Origin of the sequence: Corynebacterium sp. 13CS0277, from assembly GCF_002994655.1 — a bacterium.
In the GTDB taxonomy this organism is placed as follows: domain Bacteria; phylum Actinomycetota; class Actinomycetes; order Mycobacteriales; family Mycobacteriaceae; genus Corynebacterium.
This window is the reverse complement of record NZ_PPDL01000023.1, coordinates 1-16,908: the sequence shown is the minus strand read 5'-3', so window position 1 is coordinate 16,908 and position 16,908 is coordinate 1. Positions and strand designations below refer to the sequence as shown.

Here is a 16,908-nt window from a genome sequence, read left to right as displayed (position 1 = left end):
AGTCTTGCTCCCCCAACTGGACTCGAACCAGTAACCCTTCGATTAACAGTCGAATGCTCTGCCAATTGAGCTATGGGGGAATATGTTACTCGGCGGTGCGCTGTGCAACGAGATGAAACTATAATGACCTGCCGTAAGCTCTGGCAAATCCGCACGTCAGCCACAGGTTCCGACACGCAGGAACCACACCCCAACCACCACCACGACCGCCGCGCGAGCACCGCCCACGTCGGCGCACCCCGCGAACGTGGCACTGGCGCGAGCCCGGCACGAGAATGCACCCCCTTTGGGGTGGTCTATACTTTCACCCGTTGCCCACGGGTGAGGCAGCCCCTCCTGGAGGGATGCTGCGATGCACTCGCGGTCATGTTGGGGCTATAGCTCAGTCGGTTAGAGCTGCGGACTCATAATCCGTTGGTCGCGGGTTCGAGCCCCGCTGGCCCCACATTTTTCCTTCAGCCCCTACCAGGCGTTATGCGCGCCCGGTAGGGGTTTTGCCTGTGCGGCACAGGCGCCCAGCGAAGGACTTTGTGCGGGTGGCTCTCCCCCACCACTCCAGGCCACGCGGCCGCATACTGCCGGGGAACTCTGCTGGGGTGGCGGGGAGTTAAGTAGGCTGAAGACACACCCCGGCACATCACAGTCGGCGCAGGTTTCTTCTCCACTGCGGGTTGCCGGGTGTTGTCTGCGTACGAGTCCTCCCCAACACGTGCCACGGGGCGGGACCTGTTGTTTATTTTTTCGCGGTCGGAGGAACCATGATCCAATTCGTCGTAGGCGCTGCCGCTGGCTACGTGTTCGGTACGAAGGCTGGCCGGAAGCGCTATGAGCAGATCAAGAAGGGCTACCAGGCGACGGTGAACTCTCCCGTCACCCAGAAGGCGGTGACGATGACGCGGAAGGCGATCGCTGAGAAGCTCGATCCGACTCCGCGGATGAAGGAAGTCAAGGGCGTGCGCACCGTGGATGGCAACCAGGTGCTGGAGCCCGACGAGGATTAAGCCGCAGGCCCTCCACAGCCCGTCCCCCACGGCGCTTCTTTTTCAGGCGTCACCCTTTTTCTGGCGCCAGCGCCACCCCAAGCACCCAGCTGCCATCGCGAGGAGAATTCGCTTCCCGTTGCGAGGACAGCTGGGTGCTTTGCCATGCGCGGTCTCCATCTACTCACAGCGGGCTGCACGTGTGAGACCAGCACCGATCGGGGGGATTACCTCTTTACCCCCACACACCGCCACTATCATGGGGATTCGTACAAATGTTCAAGAATTGCCGGCATGGCTCCTGGCGCCCGTCGTTAGCGTGACAACCACCGACCCCAGCACGGGCCGGACAGTCCCCTGTCACCGATCACAAGCAAGGAGTGGCCACCATGCCGACCTATCACTTCAACATCTCCGACCAGGACACCGGAGTGACCTACTACCTCTACGACCACCGGGAGCTCAAGCAGGCGCTCGACTGCCTCTACGTCGGGGAGGACACCCACCCCACCCTCGTTGAGTCCGTGGCGGCGTTCACCAACATTGACCCCCAGGGCTTGGGCCACGTCCAGAACTTCCTTCACAAGTTGACGGGCGTGCTCATCGAACCCTGCGGCGAGGAAACTCAGCGCTGGTGGGACGAAGGGCTGAAGCGGCCGGCGTCGACGTTCGGCATCGTCGAAGAACGCGCCCGCCTCCATGCGCTGAATGAGAAGTTCAAGAAAGACCCCGCAAATGCCCGGTTCCACGAGTACGCGCGGGAGGCTCGTGAACTGGCCGAGTCCGAACGCTACAAACTCACCGGCGGTACCCCCGAGACCGACCTGTTCAGCCTGGTCAACTTCGACTGGATGCGCGCCTACGTCAAGCTCTACAACGGCAACATCTGGCTGGAGACGCTGGGACGCGCCTACGTGAATCTGATGGAATACGCCTTCGACTATTTCGGCGAGCCGGAAGTACCCGACCGAAGCGGCTGGGAGTATGCCCAGTCGAAGGTGATCGCGAACCACATCGGCCCGATGACGGAGGACTACCGCTACGAGATGGAGGCCCGCTTCGAGGCCATCAACATGGTCATGCCGTAGCCCACAGCGCCTCAGGACATGGGCGTGCGCAAGGAGATTACACTTCGCACGTTTCCGCTGCTCGGAGCGGGTAAATCGCAGGTTTCATACACACCGTGTGACACTTCAACCCCCGGTGCCTGCTTCCCAGCTGCTCCCCGCTGGGGCGTGCTGCGTGCGTGTGCCGCGTCGCCGTGAGCGCACAGCCTAGGCGCTGTGGGATGCGGTGTCGGTGGTGCGGTGCACGGCGACGAGGAGGAGCTCGGCGCGGACGACCGGGTCGTCGAGATCGACGGCGCAGACTTCCGCGATGCGGCGCAGGCGGGTGCGGATGGTGTGGCGGTGCGCGCCGAGGGCTTGTGCCGTCTGCCCCAGGTGGCCGCCCAGCCGGAGGTAGGTTTCCAGGGTGCGGGTGTAGTCGGTGCCGAAGGCGGCATCGTCACGGGCGAGGACCCCGAAGGTTTCGGCGGCGCGCCCCTCAAGCACCGTCACCACGGCCGGGTCCGCCAGCCAGTGGTTGCCGCTGGTGAAGGGGCTGGCGCAGGAACCCACCGCGGTGGCGCGGGCGCGGCGCGTCAGCGCCGTGATGTCATCCTCGGTGAGGGTGTCCCAGTCGGTGGGTGGGCCTACTGCCAGGGCGATGTTTTTCGCCTCCGGGCCGAAGAAGTCCACGATGCTGGCGACCTGCCGGTTGCCGCGGAACAGGTAGAGGCGCAAATCGTCGGCCAGTGGCAAAGAGAACAGGGAGCGGGTGGCTTGCGCCAGGCGGCGGTCCACCGCGCGGTGGGCGGTCTCCAGGTAGCGGGCCTCGTTGGCGCGCGCCACGACCGCCCGCACCCGACCCCGGGCGTCGACGACGTTGCGCATCGCGTGCTCGATGGAGGCGCCTTCCGTGGTGATGCCCAGCAGCAGCGCCACCGCCAAAGAGTTCAGCTCATTGCGCGCGCTGCGCAGGTAGGCGGGCCGTTTGAGGAGAATGTCTGCAAGGCCGACGCAGTGGGTGATGACGGCCCGTTCAAAAGTGTCGAAGCCGTGGTCCCGCAGCGCCAGCAGCAGGTGGTAGCGGTCGCCTTCCTGGGTCATCTTCTGCACCAGGTAGCTCATCGTGCCGTGGTAACCGGCGCGGCTGCGCTGGGTGTCGGCGTCGCCGACGATGGCTTCCCGTACCTCCGGGGCGATGGCGGTGCCGCCGTGGCCGCGGACGCGGCCATCGTTGTCCACGATCACGATTGCCGCCTGCAGGCTACTGGCCGCGTCCTGCAGCACCTGGCCCAGGTCGCCGGTGACGGCGGCCCGTGTCAGCCGGGTTTGGGTGTCGCTCGCCCACTGCTGGTGGATGCGGGACTGGCGGGTTTGTTCCGTGTGGGCGGCGTGGGCGATCTTGATGAACGCCACCTCGCGGGGCACCTCAAACAGGGGCATGCCGCAGGCGTCCGCCGCGGCGCGGACACCCGGGGGAATGGTGTCGAAGGCGACGCCGGTGCCGAAGCCGATGGCGACCGCGCCCGCCTCGTGGAGGGCGTGGACGTGCCCTTCGAGATCCTCCGGCCGGTCGGCGAAGGCCAGGCCCAGGGTAAGCACGATCGCCCCGGGGAGGATAAACGTGGTGGGGTCTTTGAGTTCGCTGGTTTGCACAATGCTGAACTCCGCCTCGCAGGTGTTGGCGGGGAGGATGCCGAGCCCTGCCCGGTACAGCCACCCCACCGGCAGTGTCACCGCCTGCCCCGCCGCAGCAGCCGGCGGCGCAGCAGCCGGTGGCGTGGTGGCTGGCGCAGGCGCCGTTGCCTGCGACGCCGCCTTCGGGGTTGCTGTCGTGGAGTCCCGCGCGGCTTTCTCCCGAGTGGCCCCTGTGGTGCCCGCACGCTGTGTGTTCGCCATGTCGTACAAAGTAGCACCCTCGATTCGCCCATGAGGGGACTCGCCTGGTGTGGTGCGCTGAAACACACTGTGACTGCGCGGCAGGGACAGCACACACCCGCCCGTGGAGCCGCAGGCTCTTACCCTCGCCGCGCACGCCAATCATCACCAGGACAACCGTAAAGGCTGTAACCGCCATGAAAGATTTCGACTACCGCATCCCCCAGGAACGCCGCCTGACTACTGCCCTGCCGGGGCCTGTCTCTTCCGCACTGTCGCAGCGCCGCGAGGACGCTGTGGCACGCGCCCTGCAGCCGGGCCTGCCAGGCTTCGTCGTCGACACTGACGGTGGCGTGTTGCTCGACGCCGACGGCAACTCCTTCATCGACTTCGCCTCCGGCATCGCGGTGACCTCTGTCGGCGGGTCGAACCCGCGGGTCGCCGCTGCCGTGGCCGAGGCTGCCGCGCGCTGTACCCACACCAGCTTCATGGTCTCCCCCTACGAGTCCTACGTCGCGGTGTGCGAGAAGCTCAACGAGCTCACCCCCGGCGATCATGCCAAGAAGTCGGTGCTGTTGAACTCCGGCGCGGAGGCCGTGGAAAACGCCGTGAAGATTGCCCGCGCCTACACCGGCAAGAATGCGGTGGTGGTCTTCGACTACGGCTACCACGGGCGCACCAACCTGACGATGGCCATGACGGCGAAGAACAAGCCCTACAAGACCGGCTTCGGGCCGTTTGCCCCCGACGTGTACCGGGCGCCCATGTCGTACCCGCTGCGCGACGGCCTCGACGGGGCCGCCGCCGCCCGCCGGGCGCTGACAAAAATCGAGCAGGAAGTCGGCGCGGAGAACCTCGCCTGCCTCGTCATCGAGCCCATCCAGGGCGAAGGCGGCTTCATCGTGCCCGCCCCCGGCTTCCTGCCCGCCCTGCAGCAGTGGTGCACGGACAACAACGTCGTGTTCGTCGCCGACGAAATCCAGGCCGGGTTCTGCCGCACCGGCGACTGGTTCGCCTGCACTAACGAAGACGTCGTGCCGGACCTGGTGTGCACCGCGAAAGCCATCGCCGGCGGCATGCCCCTGTCGGCCGTGACCGGCCGCGCGGAGATGATGGACGCCCCCGTGGTCGGCGGCCTGGGCGGCACCTACGGCGGCAACCCTGTGGCCTGCGCGGCAGCGCTCGCAGCCATCGACGAGATGGAAACCCACGACCTGGCCGGCCGCGCCCGGGAGATGGAGGCCATCATCCGCGAGGTCCTCGAGCCGCTGCTGGAACTGCCCACCGTCGCCGAGGTGCGCGGCCGGGGCGCGATGGTCGCCGTGGAGTTCACCACCCCTGACGGTGCCCCCGGGACCCAGCTCGTCGCCGACGTCGTCGCCGCCTGCAAGGCCCAGGGCATCCTGCTGTTGTCCTGCGGGCTGGACGGCAACGTCATCCGCCTGCTGCCCTCGCTGGTGATGAGCGAAGCGCTGCTGCGCGAAGGCCTCGGCATCCTCGCCGAGGAAATCGCCGCCCGCTCCTAGCACCCCGAACAGGCACACCAGGGCCACCCTACACAGGCCACCCCACCAGGTGCACCGCAGCAGGCCACACCTAGACAGTGATCAAGACTGCTGCCCAAACGCCCACATGAGTGACCGCGCACACGTAGAATGACTGTTTCGTTCACGTGACACACCACGCCCGTGGCCCACAACGAGATTCGCAGCCTCTGTGCGCAGGGCCTGTCCGACTGCGGTGATGCGTGACGTGCCCTGGCTTATTGTTCGGTTCCCCAACTTCGAGAAGAGTTTTCGCCCATGCAGACTTTTACCGTGATCAACCCGGCGACGGAAGAAACCCTCGCAGAAGTCCACGACGCCACCAGCGCCGAGTGGATGGCGGCCCTCGACCAGGCGGTCACCGCCGGCGAGGAATGGAAGGACGCAGCACCCCGCCTCCGCAGCACTGTGCTGCTCGAGATCTTCGACGCCGTCGCGGCCCGCCGCGAAGAGTTCGCCGAACTCATGACCAAGGAAATGGGCAAGCCGCTCGCGGAAGCCCTCGGCGAAGTCGCCTACGGCAACGAGTACTTCCGCTGGTTCGCCGAAGAAGCCGTCCGTATCCAGGGGCGGCTGGCCGCCGCCCCTGCGGGCAACGGCACGATCCTCGTCACCCACGCCCCCGTTGGCCCCGTGCTGGCGATTACCCCGTGGAACTTCCCCCTGGCGATGGCGACCCGCAAGATCGCCCCCGCGCTCGCCGCGGGCTGCCCCATCATCGTCAAGCCGGCGGCGGAAACCCCGCTGACGATGCTGCTCCTCGGGGAGGTGATCGCAGAGGTGCTGGCCCGCCACGAGATCAACCCCCACCTCGTGCAGATCATCACCACCACCCACGCCAAGGAACTCTCCGCCGAACTCATGGCGGACCCCCGCCTGCGGAAGGTGACCTTCACCGGCTCCACCGCGGTGGGCAAGGTGCTGGTGGGCCAGTCCGCCCAGCACCTGCAGCGCACCTCCATGGAGCTGGGCGGCAATGCGCCCTTCCTCGTCCACGAGGACGCCGACATTGACCTGGTGCTGGGCTGCGCCATGCAGGCCAAGATGCGCAACGGCGGCGAGGCCTGCATTTCTGCCAACCGTTTCCTCGTCCACGACTCCCTCGCCGAGGAATTCACCTCACGGCTCACCGCGGCCATGGCCGCCCAGGTCATGGGCAACGGCCTCGACAAGGGCACCACCCTGGGGCCCATCATCACCGCCGCGCAGCGCGACCGCATCGCCGACCTCGTCGACGACGCCCTGTCCCGCGGGGCGCGCGCCACCACCGGCGGCACCCTGCCCGCAGGGCCCGGCTACTTCTACCCCGCCACCGTCCTCGTCGACATCCCCGCGGATGCCCGCATCCTACGGGAGGAAATCTTCGGACCCGTCGCCACGGTGAGCACCTTCAGCACCCTGGAGGAAGGCATTACCAAGGCCAACGACACCGAGTTTGGTCTCGCGGCCTACGCCTTCACCGAAAACACCCACACCGCACAGAAACTGGCCCGGGAACTCCAGGCCGGCATGGTGGGCATTAACCGGGGTGTGATTTCCGATCCGGCGGCCCCCTTCGGCGGCATCAAGCAGTCCGGTTTCGGCCGGGAGGGCGGCACCGAGGGCATCGAGGAATACCTGGACGTCAAGTACGTGGCGCTGCCCTAAGCGCACCGTCGCCCCAGCATTCTCACCACGGTCGACGGCCCACCCCGCCCAGCCCTACAGGGAGATAGGGTCCGTCGCCCGGCACCACCGCCCGGTGGCACGTGAAGACACGGCATCGTGGAGTTTCTTCGATGCTGTGACAGTCACCGGCGCGGTGTTTTTTCGCCCTTGTTCGCCCCGGCCCGCGCGTACTCACCCTGCATTCACCCCGGCCGCGCCCGGCAACCCGCCGGCACCTCACGGCCGCAGCTTTTTCTTTTTGTCGTTCCCGCAGTTTCTGCGGGATTCCTCTTCTCCAAAGGATGTCTACCCCTGATGCAGACCACGAGTCACTCGGAGCACACGCTCCCCCACGGCACCGAGCACCCGCACCACAACCCCCTCGCGCAAGCGCTGGCCCACGCGCCTGAGGAGGCGCACGAGCACCGCATCACCCCCATCCAGGGAGTGGCCCTCATCTTCGGCACGAATATCGGCGCCGGCATCCTCTCCCTGCCCTATGCCGGCAAGAATGGCGGCTTCCTCGCCCTGCTCATCGCCCTGGTGATCGCGGGCACCTTGACGACGATCTCCATGCTGTACGTCGCGGAGGTGTCCCTGCGGACGTCGAAGCCGCTGCAGCTGTCCGGCTTGGCGGAGAAATACCTCGGCCAGCTGGGCCGCTGGCTGGTGTTCATCGCCGTCATTATCAACGGCGTCGGCGCGCTCATCGCCTATGCCGCGGGCTCGGGCCGACTGGCCCACAACCTGCTGGGGGTGCCGCCCATCGCCGGTTCCCTGGTGTTCTTCGCCCTCGGGGCCTTCGTCATGTGGCGGGGCCTGCACGCCACCGGCGTCATGGAAGGCGCGATTACTGTCGGCATGGCGCTCATCATTGTGGTGCTCTGCGGGTGGACGTTCGTCGGCCCCGGCATCGACATGGACAACCTGCTCATCCTGCGTCCCTACTTCATCGTTCCGATCATGAACCTGGCGGTGTTCACGTTCCTCGCGCAGTACGTTGTCCCGGAGCTCGCCCGCGGGCTCAAAGACGACAACCCGAAGGCCATCCCCCAGGTCATCATCGGCGGGATGTGCATCACCGGCTTCACGCTCGCGCTCGTACCTTTCGCCGCCCTGGGGCTGCTGGGCGACAACGTCACGGAGGTCGTCACCATCGCGTGGGGTGAGAACCTCGGCACCGTCGCCTACTATCTGGCGAACATCTTCGCCCTGTTGGCGATGCTGACGAGCTTCCTCGCGATCGGGTTCACGACGATGCGCAACATCATCGACATGGCGCACTGGCCCGAATACGGCACCCAGCGCATCCTCGCGGTGCTGCTCACCGTCCTCCCGCCGCTGGCTATTTCCTTGGCCGGCTGGGGTGGTTTCGTTGATGCCCTCGGCTACGCTGGCGGGTTCGCGGGCGCGATCATGTCGATCATTCCGGTGCTGTTGCTCCGCGCGGCGCGCCGCACCGACGAGTGCCCCACCGCCTGGCAGGTCACATGGCCTGCCCACCCGTTGATTCAGGCCACGATCATCGTGGTCTACACGGCGGCGTTCCTGTTCAGCGTGGCGCTGCTGTTCGGGCTCGTGCCCGCCGCCTGGGCGTAGGCACGCCCCCGCCCCGCGTGGAGTCGGATCCACGCGCCACTCCCACTCCCGCGCCCTCGCGCACCTTCGTCAGCCCCGGCCCTGCCACCCGCGCAGGCCGGGGATTTTTCACGCCAACCCGCGGTGTCCGCCCCCGGGATTGGGCACGGGGCTGTCTGGGCTCCTGCCCGCAGACGTGTGCGGCGCAGCTCCATGGCGGTGCGCGAAATCGGGGTCGTTGGTAGGGGTGTTCCGTGTAGTTGGTAGGGGTGTTCCGTCTAGTTGGTAGCGCTGATTCCGGGGAGTTGGTAGGGGTATCGAGGAGCTGCCCCAGCACCAGGCCCCTCCGGATCAAGCAGTGGTCGCGCCCGGTTCCAGGGGCGTGGGAGCGCACGCACACAGGCCACCTGGCGCGCCTGTCCCCTGAGGCGTGGGGCGCAGGCCCCTTGAGCCTCATCCGATGCGGCACCGCGTATCGCCGATATTGTGCGGGTGGGGTCGGTTCAGGGACCTGTAATGCCGACGCGCACGCGCGCTGACCGAGTGCGTACGTTCTCTCTGCGTACTCCTGGGTACCTCGACGACCCACCCGATCCGACCCCGCACACGACACTGGGCCTGCACCGCTTGAAGTACAGCGGGTGCAGGCCCAGTCTGCCCGGCGCGCACGCGTGCCTGGGAGGGCGGGTGCGCGCGGGTGTCGTCTGCCGGGTGTGCGCGTCGGCGCTATGCGGGCGGGAGGCCGAATGCGTCGTCGATGGTGACGAAGTCCTGGTCGGTGGGCAGCCCGCGGCTCAGCGTCGTGCCGTGGAAGAAGGCGGGGCTGCGCCACCAGGTGAGCGCCATCGTGATGACCCCGAGCAACAAGATGACCACTCCGAGGACAAAGACCAGTCCGAGGCCGAAGAGTTCCGAACCGGACCCGTAGGCCGGGTCCATGGCGTCGATGGAAGTCTGCACGAAGAACACCATGAGCAGGCCGCCGCCGACCAGTGGGCAGGCGAGCTTCGTGAGGAAGCTGCCGAAGGAGTCGAACCAGTGGTGCCGGAAGTACCACACGCAGGCAAAAGCGGTCATGCCATAGTAGAAGCAGACCATCATCCCGAGGGCGGTGATGGTGTCCCAGAGGACGGCTTCGCTGATGACGCGCATGATGGCGTAGAAGCCGAAGGCGACAATGCCGGCGACGATGGTGGCAAAGCCGGGTGATTGGAATTTCGGGCTGACGGTGCCGAACCTTTTCGGCAGTGCCCCGTAGAAGCCCATGGCGAGCATCGTGCGGGCGGGCCCGATGAAGGTGGATTGGAGGGACGCTGCCGAGGAGCCGAGGACTGCGATCGACATAAGGATCGCTGCGGGTCCCATGATGGGGCCGGCGAGTTCGGCGAAGATGTTTTCTTGGATGGCGGGGTTGCCGAGCCCGTACTCGCCGTCGGAGGTGCCTGAATAGCGCAGCAGGGCGATGGCGATGATTTGGTACAGCACCACAATGACGAGGATGGTGGCGGTGGCGGCTTTGCCGGGGGTGGTGGAGGAGCCTTCGGTTTCCTCCGACATGGTGAGCACCACGTCCCAACCCCAGTAGATGAACACCGACAGGGCGATGCCGGCGGCGAAGGAGGAGAAGCTGTCGACGCCGAAGGGGTTGAACCATTCCCAGGAGAAAGGGGTGGTGTCGAAGGCGGTGCCCTGGTGGGCTTTCCACAGCGCCATCCCGGAGAACAGCAGCAGCACACACAGCTGCAGTCCAACGAGGATGTACTGGACGGTTTTCGTGGTGTCCATGCCGCGGTAGCTCACCGCGCAGGCGATCACCATGAACACGAAGCAGGTGGCGATGTTCACGGGGATATTCGCGCTCCAGGAGGCGAGTGATGGGTCGCGGAAAATCTGGCTGAGCAGCAGGTAGAAGAAGTCCACGGCGATGCCCGCCAGGTTGGACAGCACGAGGATCGTGGCGGCCAGCAAGCCCCAACCACCGAGCCACCCAATCGCCGGCCCGAAGGCGCGGGTTGCCCAGGTGAAGGTGGTGCCGGAGTCCGGCATCGCCTCGTTGAGCTGCCGGTAGCCGATCGCGACGAGCAGCATGGGGATGAAGCCGACGAGGAAGATGGCGGGCAGGTGGTTGCCGACCTCACTGGCGGTGGGGCCAAGCGCCCCGGACAGGGTGTAGGCCGGCGCGATGCAGCTCATGCCGATGATCGCGGCGGAGAGGAAGCCCACTTTCCCGGCGGCCAGGCCTTTGGGTTTCGCTGCGGTGGGCTGCGGGATGAGGGTGGGTGTGCTCATGGGGTCACCTCCGGGGAGCCTCCAGGGTCGATGTGCCGCAGGCCGGCGTACTCGGTGGGTACGACGACGATGGGGCAGTCGAGGTTTTTCAGCAGCCGCATCGCGATGGCCCGGGAGAACAGGTGCCGGGAGTGTTCGACGCGGGAGGACCCGACGAAGAAGACGTCGCCGTCGGCGACGGTGATGGCCTCCACGGCAGCGTTGATGTCGTCGGTGGGGGCGACGTCCACCGTGGTATTGGTGCTGGCCTCCGGCACTTGCGACTGGGCTTCTGCGAGCGCCCCCTCGGCGTGTTCGAGGGCTGCGGCCGCAGTCGCGCGCCCGTGGGCGTGGCCCGGCAGGGCCACCAGCCGCAGCGGCAGGCCGGCCTGGGCGGCGACCGCGAGGCTGGCGCGCACCAGGGGTACCGTGCCGGGGCGGGTACCGACGGCAGCATTGATGCGGTGCAGCGGGCCCCGCCGGTAGCCGCGGGGCGCCAGGGCGACGGGCACCGGGGCTGCCAGCAGCAGGTCGGTGGCCACGCTGCCGAGGGTGTGGCGTTTCAGGGGGCTGGCGGATGCCCCGCCGACGACGATGATGTCCCCACCCCGGCTGTCGGCGGCGCGGATGAGCCCTTCGGCAGTATTCGTGTCGGAGAGCACGACACCACGGGCGTCGACGTCGTCGGGCACGATCGCCATCGCTTCCCGCAGCCAGCCGAAGGCCTGGCTGACGAGGATGTCGTCGATGCGGCCACTGGGCGGGTATTCGTGGCTGAAGGCGTTGTGGCGGCGCAGCACCACGACGATGTCGAGTTCCGCGCCCGTCGCGCGCGCCAGGTCGATACCGACGCCGAGAGCATCGAGGCCTTGGGGTGTCGCCTCGTATCCGATGAGGCAGCGCATGACGCTACTTCCCCGCCAGCAACTGCGTCAGGGTGGCGGCGACCTTCTGGCCCATCCGCACCGCACCGTCGACGTGCTGGAAGCCCTCGCCGGCGATGTCGGAGCAGGCGAAGTGGAGGGGGCCGACGGGCTGCTCGTTGTACTTGCCCCAGCGGCTCAAGCCCCCGAGATCGTAGGAGGTGGCGTACGCGCCGCGGGTCCACTCCTCCGCACCCCAGTCGGACAGGTAGAACGACTCCGGGTGCATGGTCTTCTCCCCCAGCATGGTGGCCATCGCCGCGAGGATCGTCTGCTTGCGCTCCTCCTCCGGGAGGGCGAACATGGCCTCCGCGTCGACGTCGGTGACGAAACCGACGAGGGTGCCGCGGGTGTCGCCGTAGTTGGTGTTGTCGTAGATTTCCTGCACCAGGTTCGAGGAGCTGAAACAGGTGCCGCTCAGCCCCTCCTCCCGCCAGAAGGGGGTCTCGTAGGTGGCGTGCACCTTGATCACCAGGCCCATCGACTGGTGCTGGTGCATGATCTGCTGGGTGCGCGGCAGCTCCGGCACGTAGGAGATCGTGTTGTACAGGTTCGGCGGGATCGCCAGGATCGCGTAGCGAGCCCGCACGGTGGTCTCCACCTCGCCGGCGCGGGCGCCGGCGTAGACGGTCACGCCCTCGTCGTCCCAGGCGATCTGACGCACCGGGGTGCCGAGGATGATGGAGTCCTCCCCGATCTTGTCCGCCAGGGTCAGCGACACCTTCTGCATGCCGCCGATGACGCGGGCGTCGAGGATGAAGTCCTCGTCCACCAGGTTCGTGAACGACCCGGCAGAGGCGGCCATGTGCATCGCCTGCAGCGCGGAGAACGCGTGCGCCGGCTTGGTGAGCATGCCGCCCGCGATGAACAGGCCAATGTTCTTCCTGGCCTCCTCGTCCTCGGACTGGGTTGCCAGCCACGCTTCGAAGGAGATGGAGTCCCACTCGGCGGCGCGGGGGTGCTCCCACGGCGCGGCCGGATCGATGGTGGCGACGAGCTCATCCATGAGGGCGATGAGTCGCTTGATCTCCTCCTGGGTGTCCTCGGCGCAGGGGAAAATCTCCCCGGTGTAGCGGCGCACCTGGCCGTCCGGGCCGAGGTAGATGGAGTCCCCCTCGCGGTAGCGCTGGTAGGTCTCCAGGCCGAGCTCCTCGAGCAGGGCGATCAGAGCCGTCTGGTCGGGGGACACCCACTGGCCGCCGATCTCGTACCAGGCACCATTCATGACGTCGGAGCGGGTGCGCCCGCCCACGCGGTCGCGGGCCTCGACAACGGTGACGGTGTGCCCGGCCTGCTGCAGGCGGTAGGCGCGCTCAACCCCGCCGGGCCGGCACCGATAATGACAACATCGCTGGTCAACATGAGAAAACTCCTTGAAAAATGGGGTCAGCTGCGCCAGTTCCGCCACGCGCGGCGGGGACTGGCTGGAACAACACACGAAGAAGAAAAGGGAAAAGGGAACGAAGCCACGGGCTGCGGGGACGCACCTGCCGCGCGAGTCGGCGGGGATGCGCCCTGCGCAGGGGCACTATGTGCTGGCCCACCTGTGCCTGTGGGCCCAACGCCACGTCGGGGGGTCGGGTTAGTGGGCGCTCATGACGTGCTTGATGCGGGTGTACTCCTCCATCCCGTAGAGGGAGAGGTCCTTGCCGTAGCCGGAATCCTTGAACCCGCCGTGCGGCATCTCCGCGACGAGCGGGATGTGGCAGTTGATCCACACGCAGCCGAACTCCAACTCGCGGGCGGCCCGGTCACTGGTGTGCACGTTCGTCGTCCACACCGAGGACGCCAGCCCATACGAGACGTCGTTGGCCAACTCCAGGGCCTCATCGAGGGTGTCGAAGCTCTGGATCGTGAGCACCGGGCCGAAGGTTTCTTCCTGGATGGCCTTGTCCTGCTGCGTGAGTCCCGCGATGATGGTCGGCGCCAGGTAGAAGCCGGTGTCGCCGACCCGGGTCCCACCGGTGAGGATGCGGGCGTGCGCCGGCAGCTCCGCCAGCACGCCCATGACCTTGTCGAAGTGGCGGCGATTGTTCAGCGCCCCGTAGAACGCGTCCGGATCATCCGGCGCCCCGCACCGCAGCTTCGCGGCCTCAGCGACGAGGAGCGAGGTGAACTCCTCCTCCACGGCGCGGTCAACGAGGATGCGGGTGGCGGCCGTGCAGTCCTGGCCGGCGTTGAAGAATCCTGCGGCGGCAATGCCTTCGGCAGCGGCAGGAAGATCCGCGTCGGCGGCGACAATGACCGGGGCTTTGCCGCCGAGCTCCAGGTGGGAGCGCTTCAAGTTCTCGCCGGCGCTGCGGCCCACCGCGCGGCCCGCCGGCACAGAACCCGTGATGGCTGCCATCCGCACCTGCGGGTGGGCCACCAACGTTGCCCCCGTCGTGGCATCCCCGAGCACCACGTTGACGACGCCTGCGGGCAGGACCTGCTGCATGAGTTCGACGAACTTCAGCGTCGACGACGGCGTCGTATCCGACGGCTTGATGACGACGGTGTTGCCCGCGGCGAGCGCCGGGGCGAGCTTCCACACTGCCATCATGAAGGGGTAGTTCCACGGGGACACCTGGGCGATAACACCCAGGGGCTCCCGCCGGATGGAGGAGGTGTGGCCCTCCATGTACTCCCCCTGCGACAGCCCCTGCAGCGTGCGGGCCGCGCCGGCGAAGAAGCGGATCTGGTCGGCACCGACGAGGCACTCCTCCGTCTTCACCATCTCCACCAGCTGGCCGGTCTCCCGGCACTGGATTTCTGCGATCTCCTGGGCATGCTCCTCCACGAGGTCCGCGATCGCCAACAGTGCTGCCTGGCGGGCAGCAGGGGTCGTGCGTCGCCACGTGCGGAAGGCTTCGGCGGCGGCGGTGACGGCGGCATCCACGTCCGTCGCGTCAGAGATCGGTGAGATGCCAACCACCTGCTCGTCAACGGGGCTGACCAGGTCCAAGGTCGAGGTGCCGTGGGCGGCGACAAACTCGCCACCGATGATGTTCTTCAAGGTGTTCACGGGGAACCACCCTTTCTCCAAGGTCGTGATGGGCACCACGAGAAAAATCGCGGTGAGACGTCAAACACAACGTTCTTGGCACAATCATTGCCAGCAGGATAACCCCACCCCAGTGCCAAGTGGGTGAAAAGGGCGCATCCGTTTCGCCCACCCGGCGACAGTCCACGGCCATCAGCAGCACTTAAGGCAACCCTGCACTACTCACCCGAAGAGCGGTATCCCTTTGGCGACTCACACCACCCCATCCGGGCGCAGTCAGTACCCGCCTACCACGCCCTTCACGGCACAAACACACGATCCCCGGCTACGAGCGGCCAAGAATATCGACATGAGCACCTCACACCCCCGCTTCACCGACGACCCACGCCGGGACGTCGCCTCCAAGGTCATTGATGCCGGCATGACCTACGGCGACGCCGCCACTACAGCCGGCGTGTCCATCAACACCGTCCGCGCCTGGGTGTCCAAAGAACGCACCCGCCGCAAAAACACCAGCCCCAGCACCCGGGACGTGGCCGCCCTCGAGGCAGAAAACCGCCGGCTGCGCGCCGAGAACCTCCGGATGAAGAAAGAGGCGGAGTTCTTGGAAAAAGCCGCAGCCTTCTTCGCAAACCACCCAGGCACATAACCGCCCACCCCTCCCCCACGCACCGGGAAGTGACTGTGCACCCTGCCGCCAAGCGAACCCCCCACCCCCCAGGACCCTTCCCCGCAGGCACGCGAACCACGACACGAGCGCCCGGACAGCGCCCACGCGCCCAAGCTCCCCCTGGAACCTCCCCTGCCGCCGCACGGTGCTGAGATACCCCACCCCTCAGCGCCGTGCAGCCTGTGAAATCAGGGCGTGGACTGCAGCCGGTCGACGTCCTGCCGTAGCTGATCGACGTCCTTTTTCATCCGAGCCAGCGTCATCAGCGCCCAAATCACCAGCGCCACAGTCACAACCGGGACCGCGATGCTGAGCAGCACGATGAGGATTTCCACAATGCCCATGTCTTCGACCTTTCTTGAGGAGGGGTGCACCAATGCAGAGATGCCTCGCCAATAAGGGCCACACTGGTGCCGACCCCGATCAACGCTTCCCGCTGAGAAATTTCTGAGAATCACCCCTGCATCGCGCAGGGTACCTGCCACCCTACCCACAGCCGGGGGGCCATCAAGGGTATCGCCCATTGGGGCATCCCCCAGCCTTTGCCATGCCACGCAGTGCGCACGCTGCCGTGCTGGTTTTCCGACTTTCCCCTCAGCGCGAAGAAGCCACGCCCAGCACAGCTGCGCATGTGCTGCCGACATTGACCTGCACGAACAAAAAAGTTTGCAAAAAGCGTAGACAGGGCAGGAAAACCCATGTACCGTCGAGCACAATCGAAAAGTTCCTCCAGCAACGGATAAGGTGCCTCGAATGACTCCACGCGTGACAACCCTGACCGTTGCCCCCACGGGTGCCGCCGCGAGCACGGCTCCCCAGACCCACGGAGCTGATTTTTACGACCACAAGGCCACAGTGTGGATCGTGGAGACTTTCCACCGCACTGATGGACACGCGCACGTCGGAAACGCGACAAGGGCGCTCAACGTCGCAGGCGAGGGTAGGTTCCAGACATTGGCCAACGATGCATCGATGTCCCAGCATCCGCACGGCACCAATGGCCAGGCACGCGAGGCTGGAGGACGAATACGCGATACGTGGGCCGAGTGCGGGCGGGAGCAGCACCACTATCGGCATCCAATCACGGATGAGCTGACGCCACCGAATGGGCACGTGGGGTTCAACCGTTGTCATCAGGCTCGATGTAGTGGACGCCGCAGACAGACGCGCAGGCACTCAAGGGGGACTGCGCCAGAGCTCCCCCAAGCCCCAGCACAGCGAAACGTTCCAGGAAGAAGAACACGGCAGTGTCAAGTCGCCTAAGCAAGTTGTTCATCGGACAGTAGTTTATTAAAGACCTCCACCGGGGACCATGAATCCAAACACCGCCGGGGACGGATATTGATCTCGTTCGCGATCATGTCCAGCAGCTCCTGATCGGTGGGCAACAC

The 16,908-nt window shown here is 66.4% G+C and carries 12 protein-coding genes, 2 tRNA genes and 1 pseudogene; 7 read left to right on the top strand and 8 right to left on the bottom strand.

Translation table 11 applies throughout. The features are described 5' to 3' along the window. Positions 1–7: 7 nt before the first annotated feature. Positions 8–80: transfer RNA gene (locus tag C1Y63_RS10005), tRNA-Asn, on the bottom strand. Positions 81–371: 291 nt separating this feature from the next. Between C1Y63_RS10005 and C1Y63_RS10000 the strand changes: the two genes are divergently transcribed. The 3 genes from C1Y63_RS10000 (at position 372) to C1Y63_RS09990 (ending at position 2,068) form a co-directional block, all read left to right on the top strand. Next, positions 372–445 (top strand) — tRNA-Ile (locus C1Y63_RS10000). 313 nt (positions 446–758) lie between these two features. Then, positions 759–1,001 carry a hypothetical protein gene (locus C1Y63_RS09995; protein WP_106016316.1) on the top strand — a complete coding sequence of 81 codons (243 nt, stop codon included), beginning with the start codon at positions 759–761 and terminating at the stop codon, positions 999–1,001. 368 nt (positions 1,002–1,369) lie between these two features. Continuing rightward, positions 1,370–2,068, top strand: a complete 699-nt coding sequence (locus C1Y63_RS09990) for a hypothetical protein (protein WP_106016315.1) — start codon at positions 1,370–1,372, stop codon at positions 2,066–2,068. Between the two features lie 186 nt (positions 2,069–2,254). Here C1Y63_RS09990 and C1Y63_RS09985 read toward each other — a convergent pair whose 3' ends face one another. Then, positions 2,255–3,925 carry a PucR family transcriptional regulator gene (locus C1Y63_RS09985; protein WP_146128930.1) on the bottom strand — a complete coding sequence of 557 codons (1,671 nt, stop codon included), beginning with the start codon at positions 3,923–3,925 and terminating at the stop codon, positions 2,255–2,257. A gap of 176 nt (positions 3,926–4,101) precedes the next feature. Between C1Y63_RS09985 and gabT the strand changes: the two genes are divergently transcribed. The 3 genes from gabT (at position 4,102) to C1Y63_RS09970 (ending at position 8,694) form a co-directional block, all read left to right on the top strand. Further along, positions 4,102–5,430 carry a 4-aminobutyrate--2-oxoglutarate transaminase gene (gene gabT, locus C1Y63_RS09980; RefSeq protein ID WP_106016313.1) on the top strand — a complete coding sequence of 443 codons (1,329 nt, stop codon included), beginning with the start codon at positions 4,102–4,104 and terminating at the stop codon, positions 5,428–5,430. A 276-nt stretch (positions 5,431–5,706) separates the two neighbouring features. Then, the gene (locus C1Y63_RS09975) at positions 5,707–7,095 is read left to right on the top strand and encodes an NAD-dependent succinate-semialdehyde dehydrogenase (protein WP_106016312.1); all 1,389 of its coding nucleotides are present in this window, start codon (positions 5,707–5,709) and stop codon (positions 7,093–7,095) included. Positions 7,096–7,410: 315 nt separating this feature from the next. Beyond that, the gene (locus C1Y63_RS09970; protein ID WP_106016311.1) at positions 7,411–8,694 is read left to right on the top strand and encodes an amino acid permease; all 1,284 of its coding nucleotides are present in this window, start codon (positions 7,411–7,413) and stop codon (positions 8,692–8,694) included. A gap of 705 nt (positions 8,695–9,399) precedes the next feature. Here C1Y63_RS09970 and C1Y63_RS09965 read toward each other — a convergent pair. The 4 genes and pseudogenes from C1Y63_RS09965 to C1Y63_RS09950 all read right to left on the bottom strand — a co-directional run bounded on the left by C1Y63_RS09965 (position 9,400) and on the right by C1Y63_RS09950 (position 14,868). Beyond that, positions 9,400–10,962 carry an APC family permease gene (locus tag C1Y63_RS09965; RefSeq protein WP_106016310.1) on the bottom strand — a complete coding sequence of 521 codons (1,563 nt, stop codon included), beginning with the start codon at positions 10,960–10,962 and terminating at the stop codon, positions 9,400–9,402. Beyond that, positions 10,959–11,846 (bottom strand): universal stress protein, encoded by an 888-nt coding sequence (locus C1Y63_RS09960; protein ID WP_106016309.1) that lies wholly within the window; start codon positions 11,844–11,846, stop codon positions 10,959–10,961. Before C1Y63_RS09960 ends, C1Y63_RS09965 begins: the two co-directional genes overlap by 4 nt. A gap of 4 nt (positions 11,847–11,850) precedes the next feature. After that, a pseudogene (locus tag C1Y63_RS09955) lies at positions 11,851–13,226 on the bottom strand (flavin monoamine oxidase family protein). A 220-nt stretch (positions 13,227–13,446) separates the two neighbouring features. Continuing rightward, on the bottom strand, positions 13,447–14,868 hold the full coding sequence (locus tag C1Y63_RS09950) for an aminobutyraldehyde dehydrogenase (RefSeq protein ID WP_106016341.1): 1,422 nt from the start codon (positions 14,866–14,868) through the stop codon (positions 13,447–13,449). 328 nt (positions 14,869–15,196) lie between these two features. On the opposite strand from C1Y63_RS09950, the gene C1Y63_RS09945 reads away from it, so the two are divergent. Further along, positions 15,197–15,496: a transposase gene (locus C1Y63_RS09945; protein WP_106016308.1), complete on the top strand. Its 300-nt coding sequence runs from the start codon at positions 15,197–15,199 to the stop codon at positions 15,494–15,496. A 209-nt stretch (positions 15,497–15,705) separates the two neighbouring features. Here C1Y63_RS09945 and C1Y63_RS12735 read toward each other — a convergent pair whose 3' ends face one another. After that, positions 15,706–15,861, bottom strand: a complete 156-nt coding sequence (locus C1Y63_RS12735) for a hypothetical protein (protein ID WP_158256145.1) — start codon at positions 15,859–15,861, stop codon at positions 15,706–15,708. A 776-nt stretch (positions 15,862–16,637) separates the two neighbouring features. After that, a complete protein-coding gene (locus C1Y63_RS12730; RefSeq protein ID WP_158256144.1) occupies positions 16,638–16,793 on the bottom strand; it encodes a hypothetical protein in 156 nt (51 codons plus the stop codon). Between the last annotated feature and the right edge of the window lie 115 nt (positions 16,794–16,908).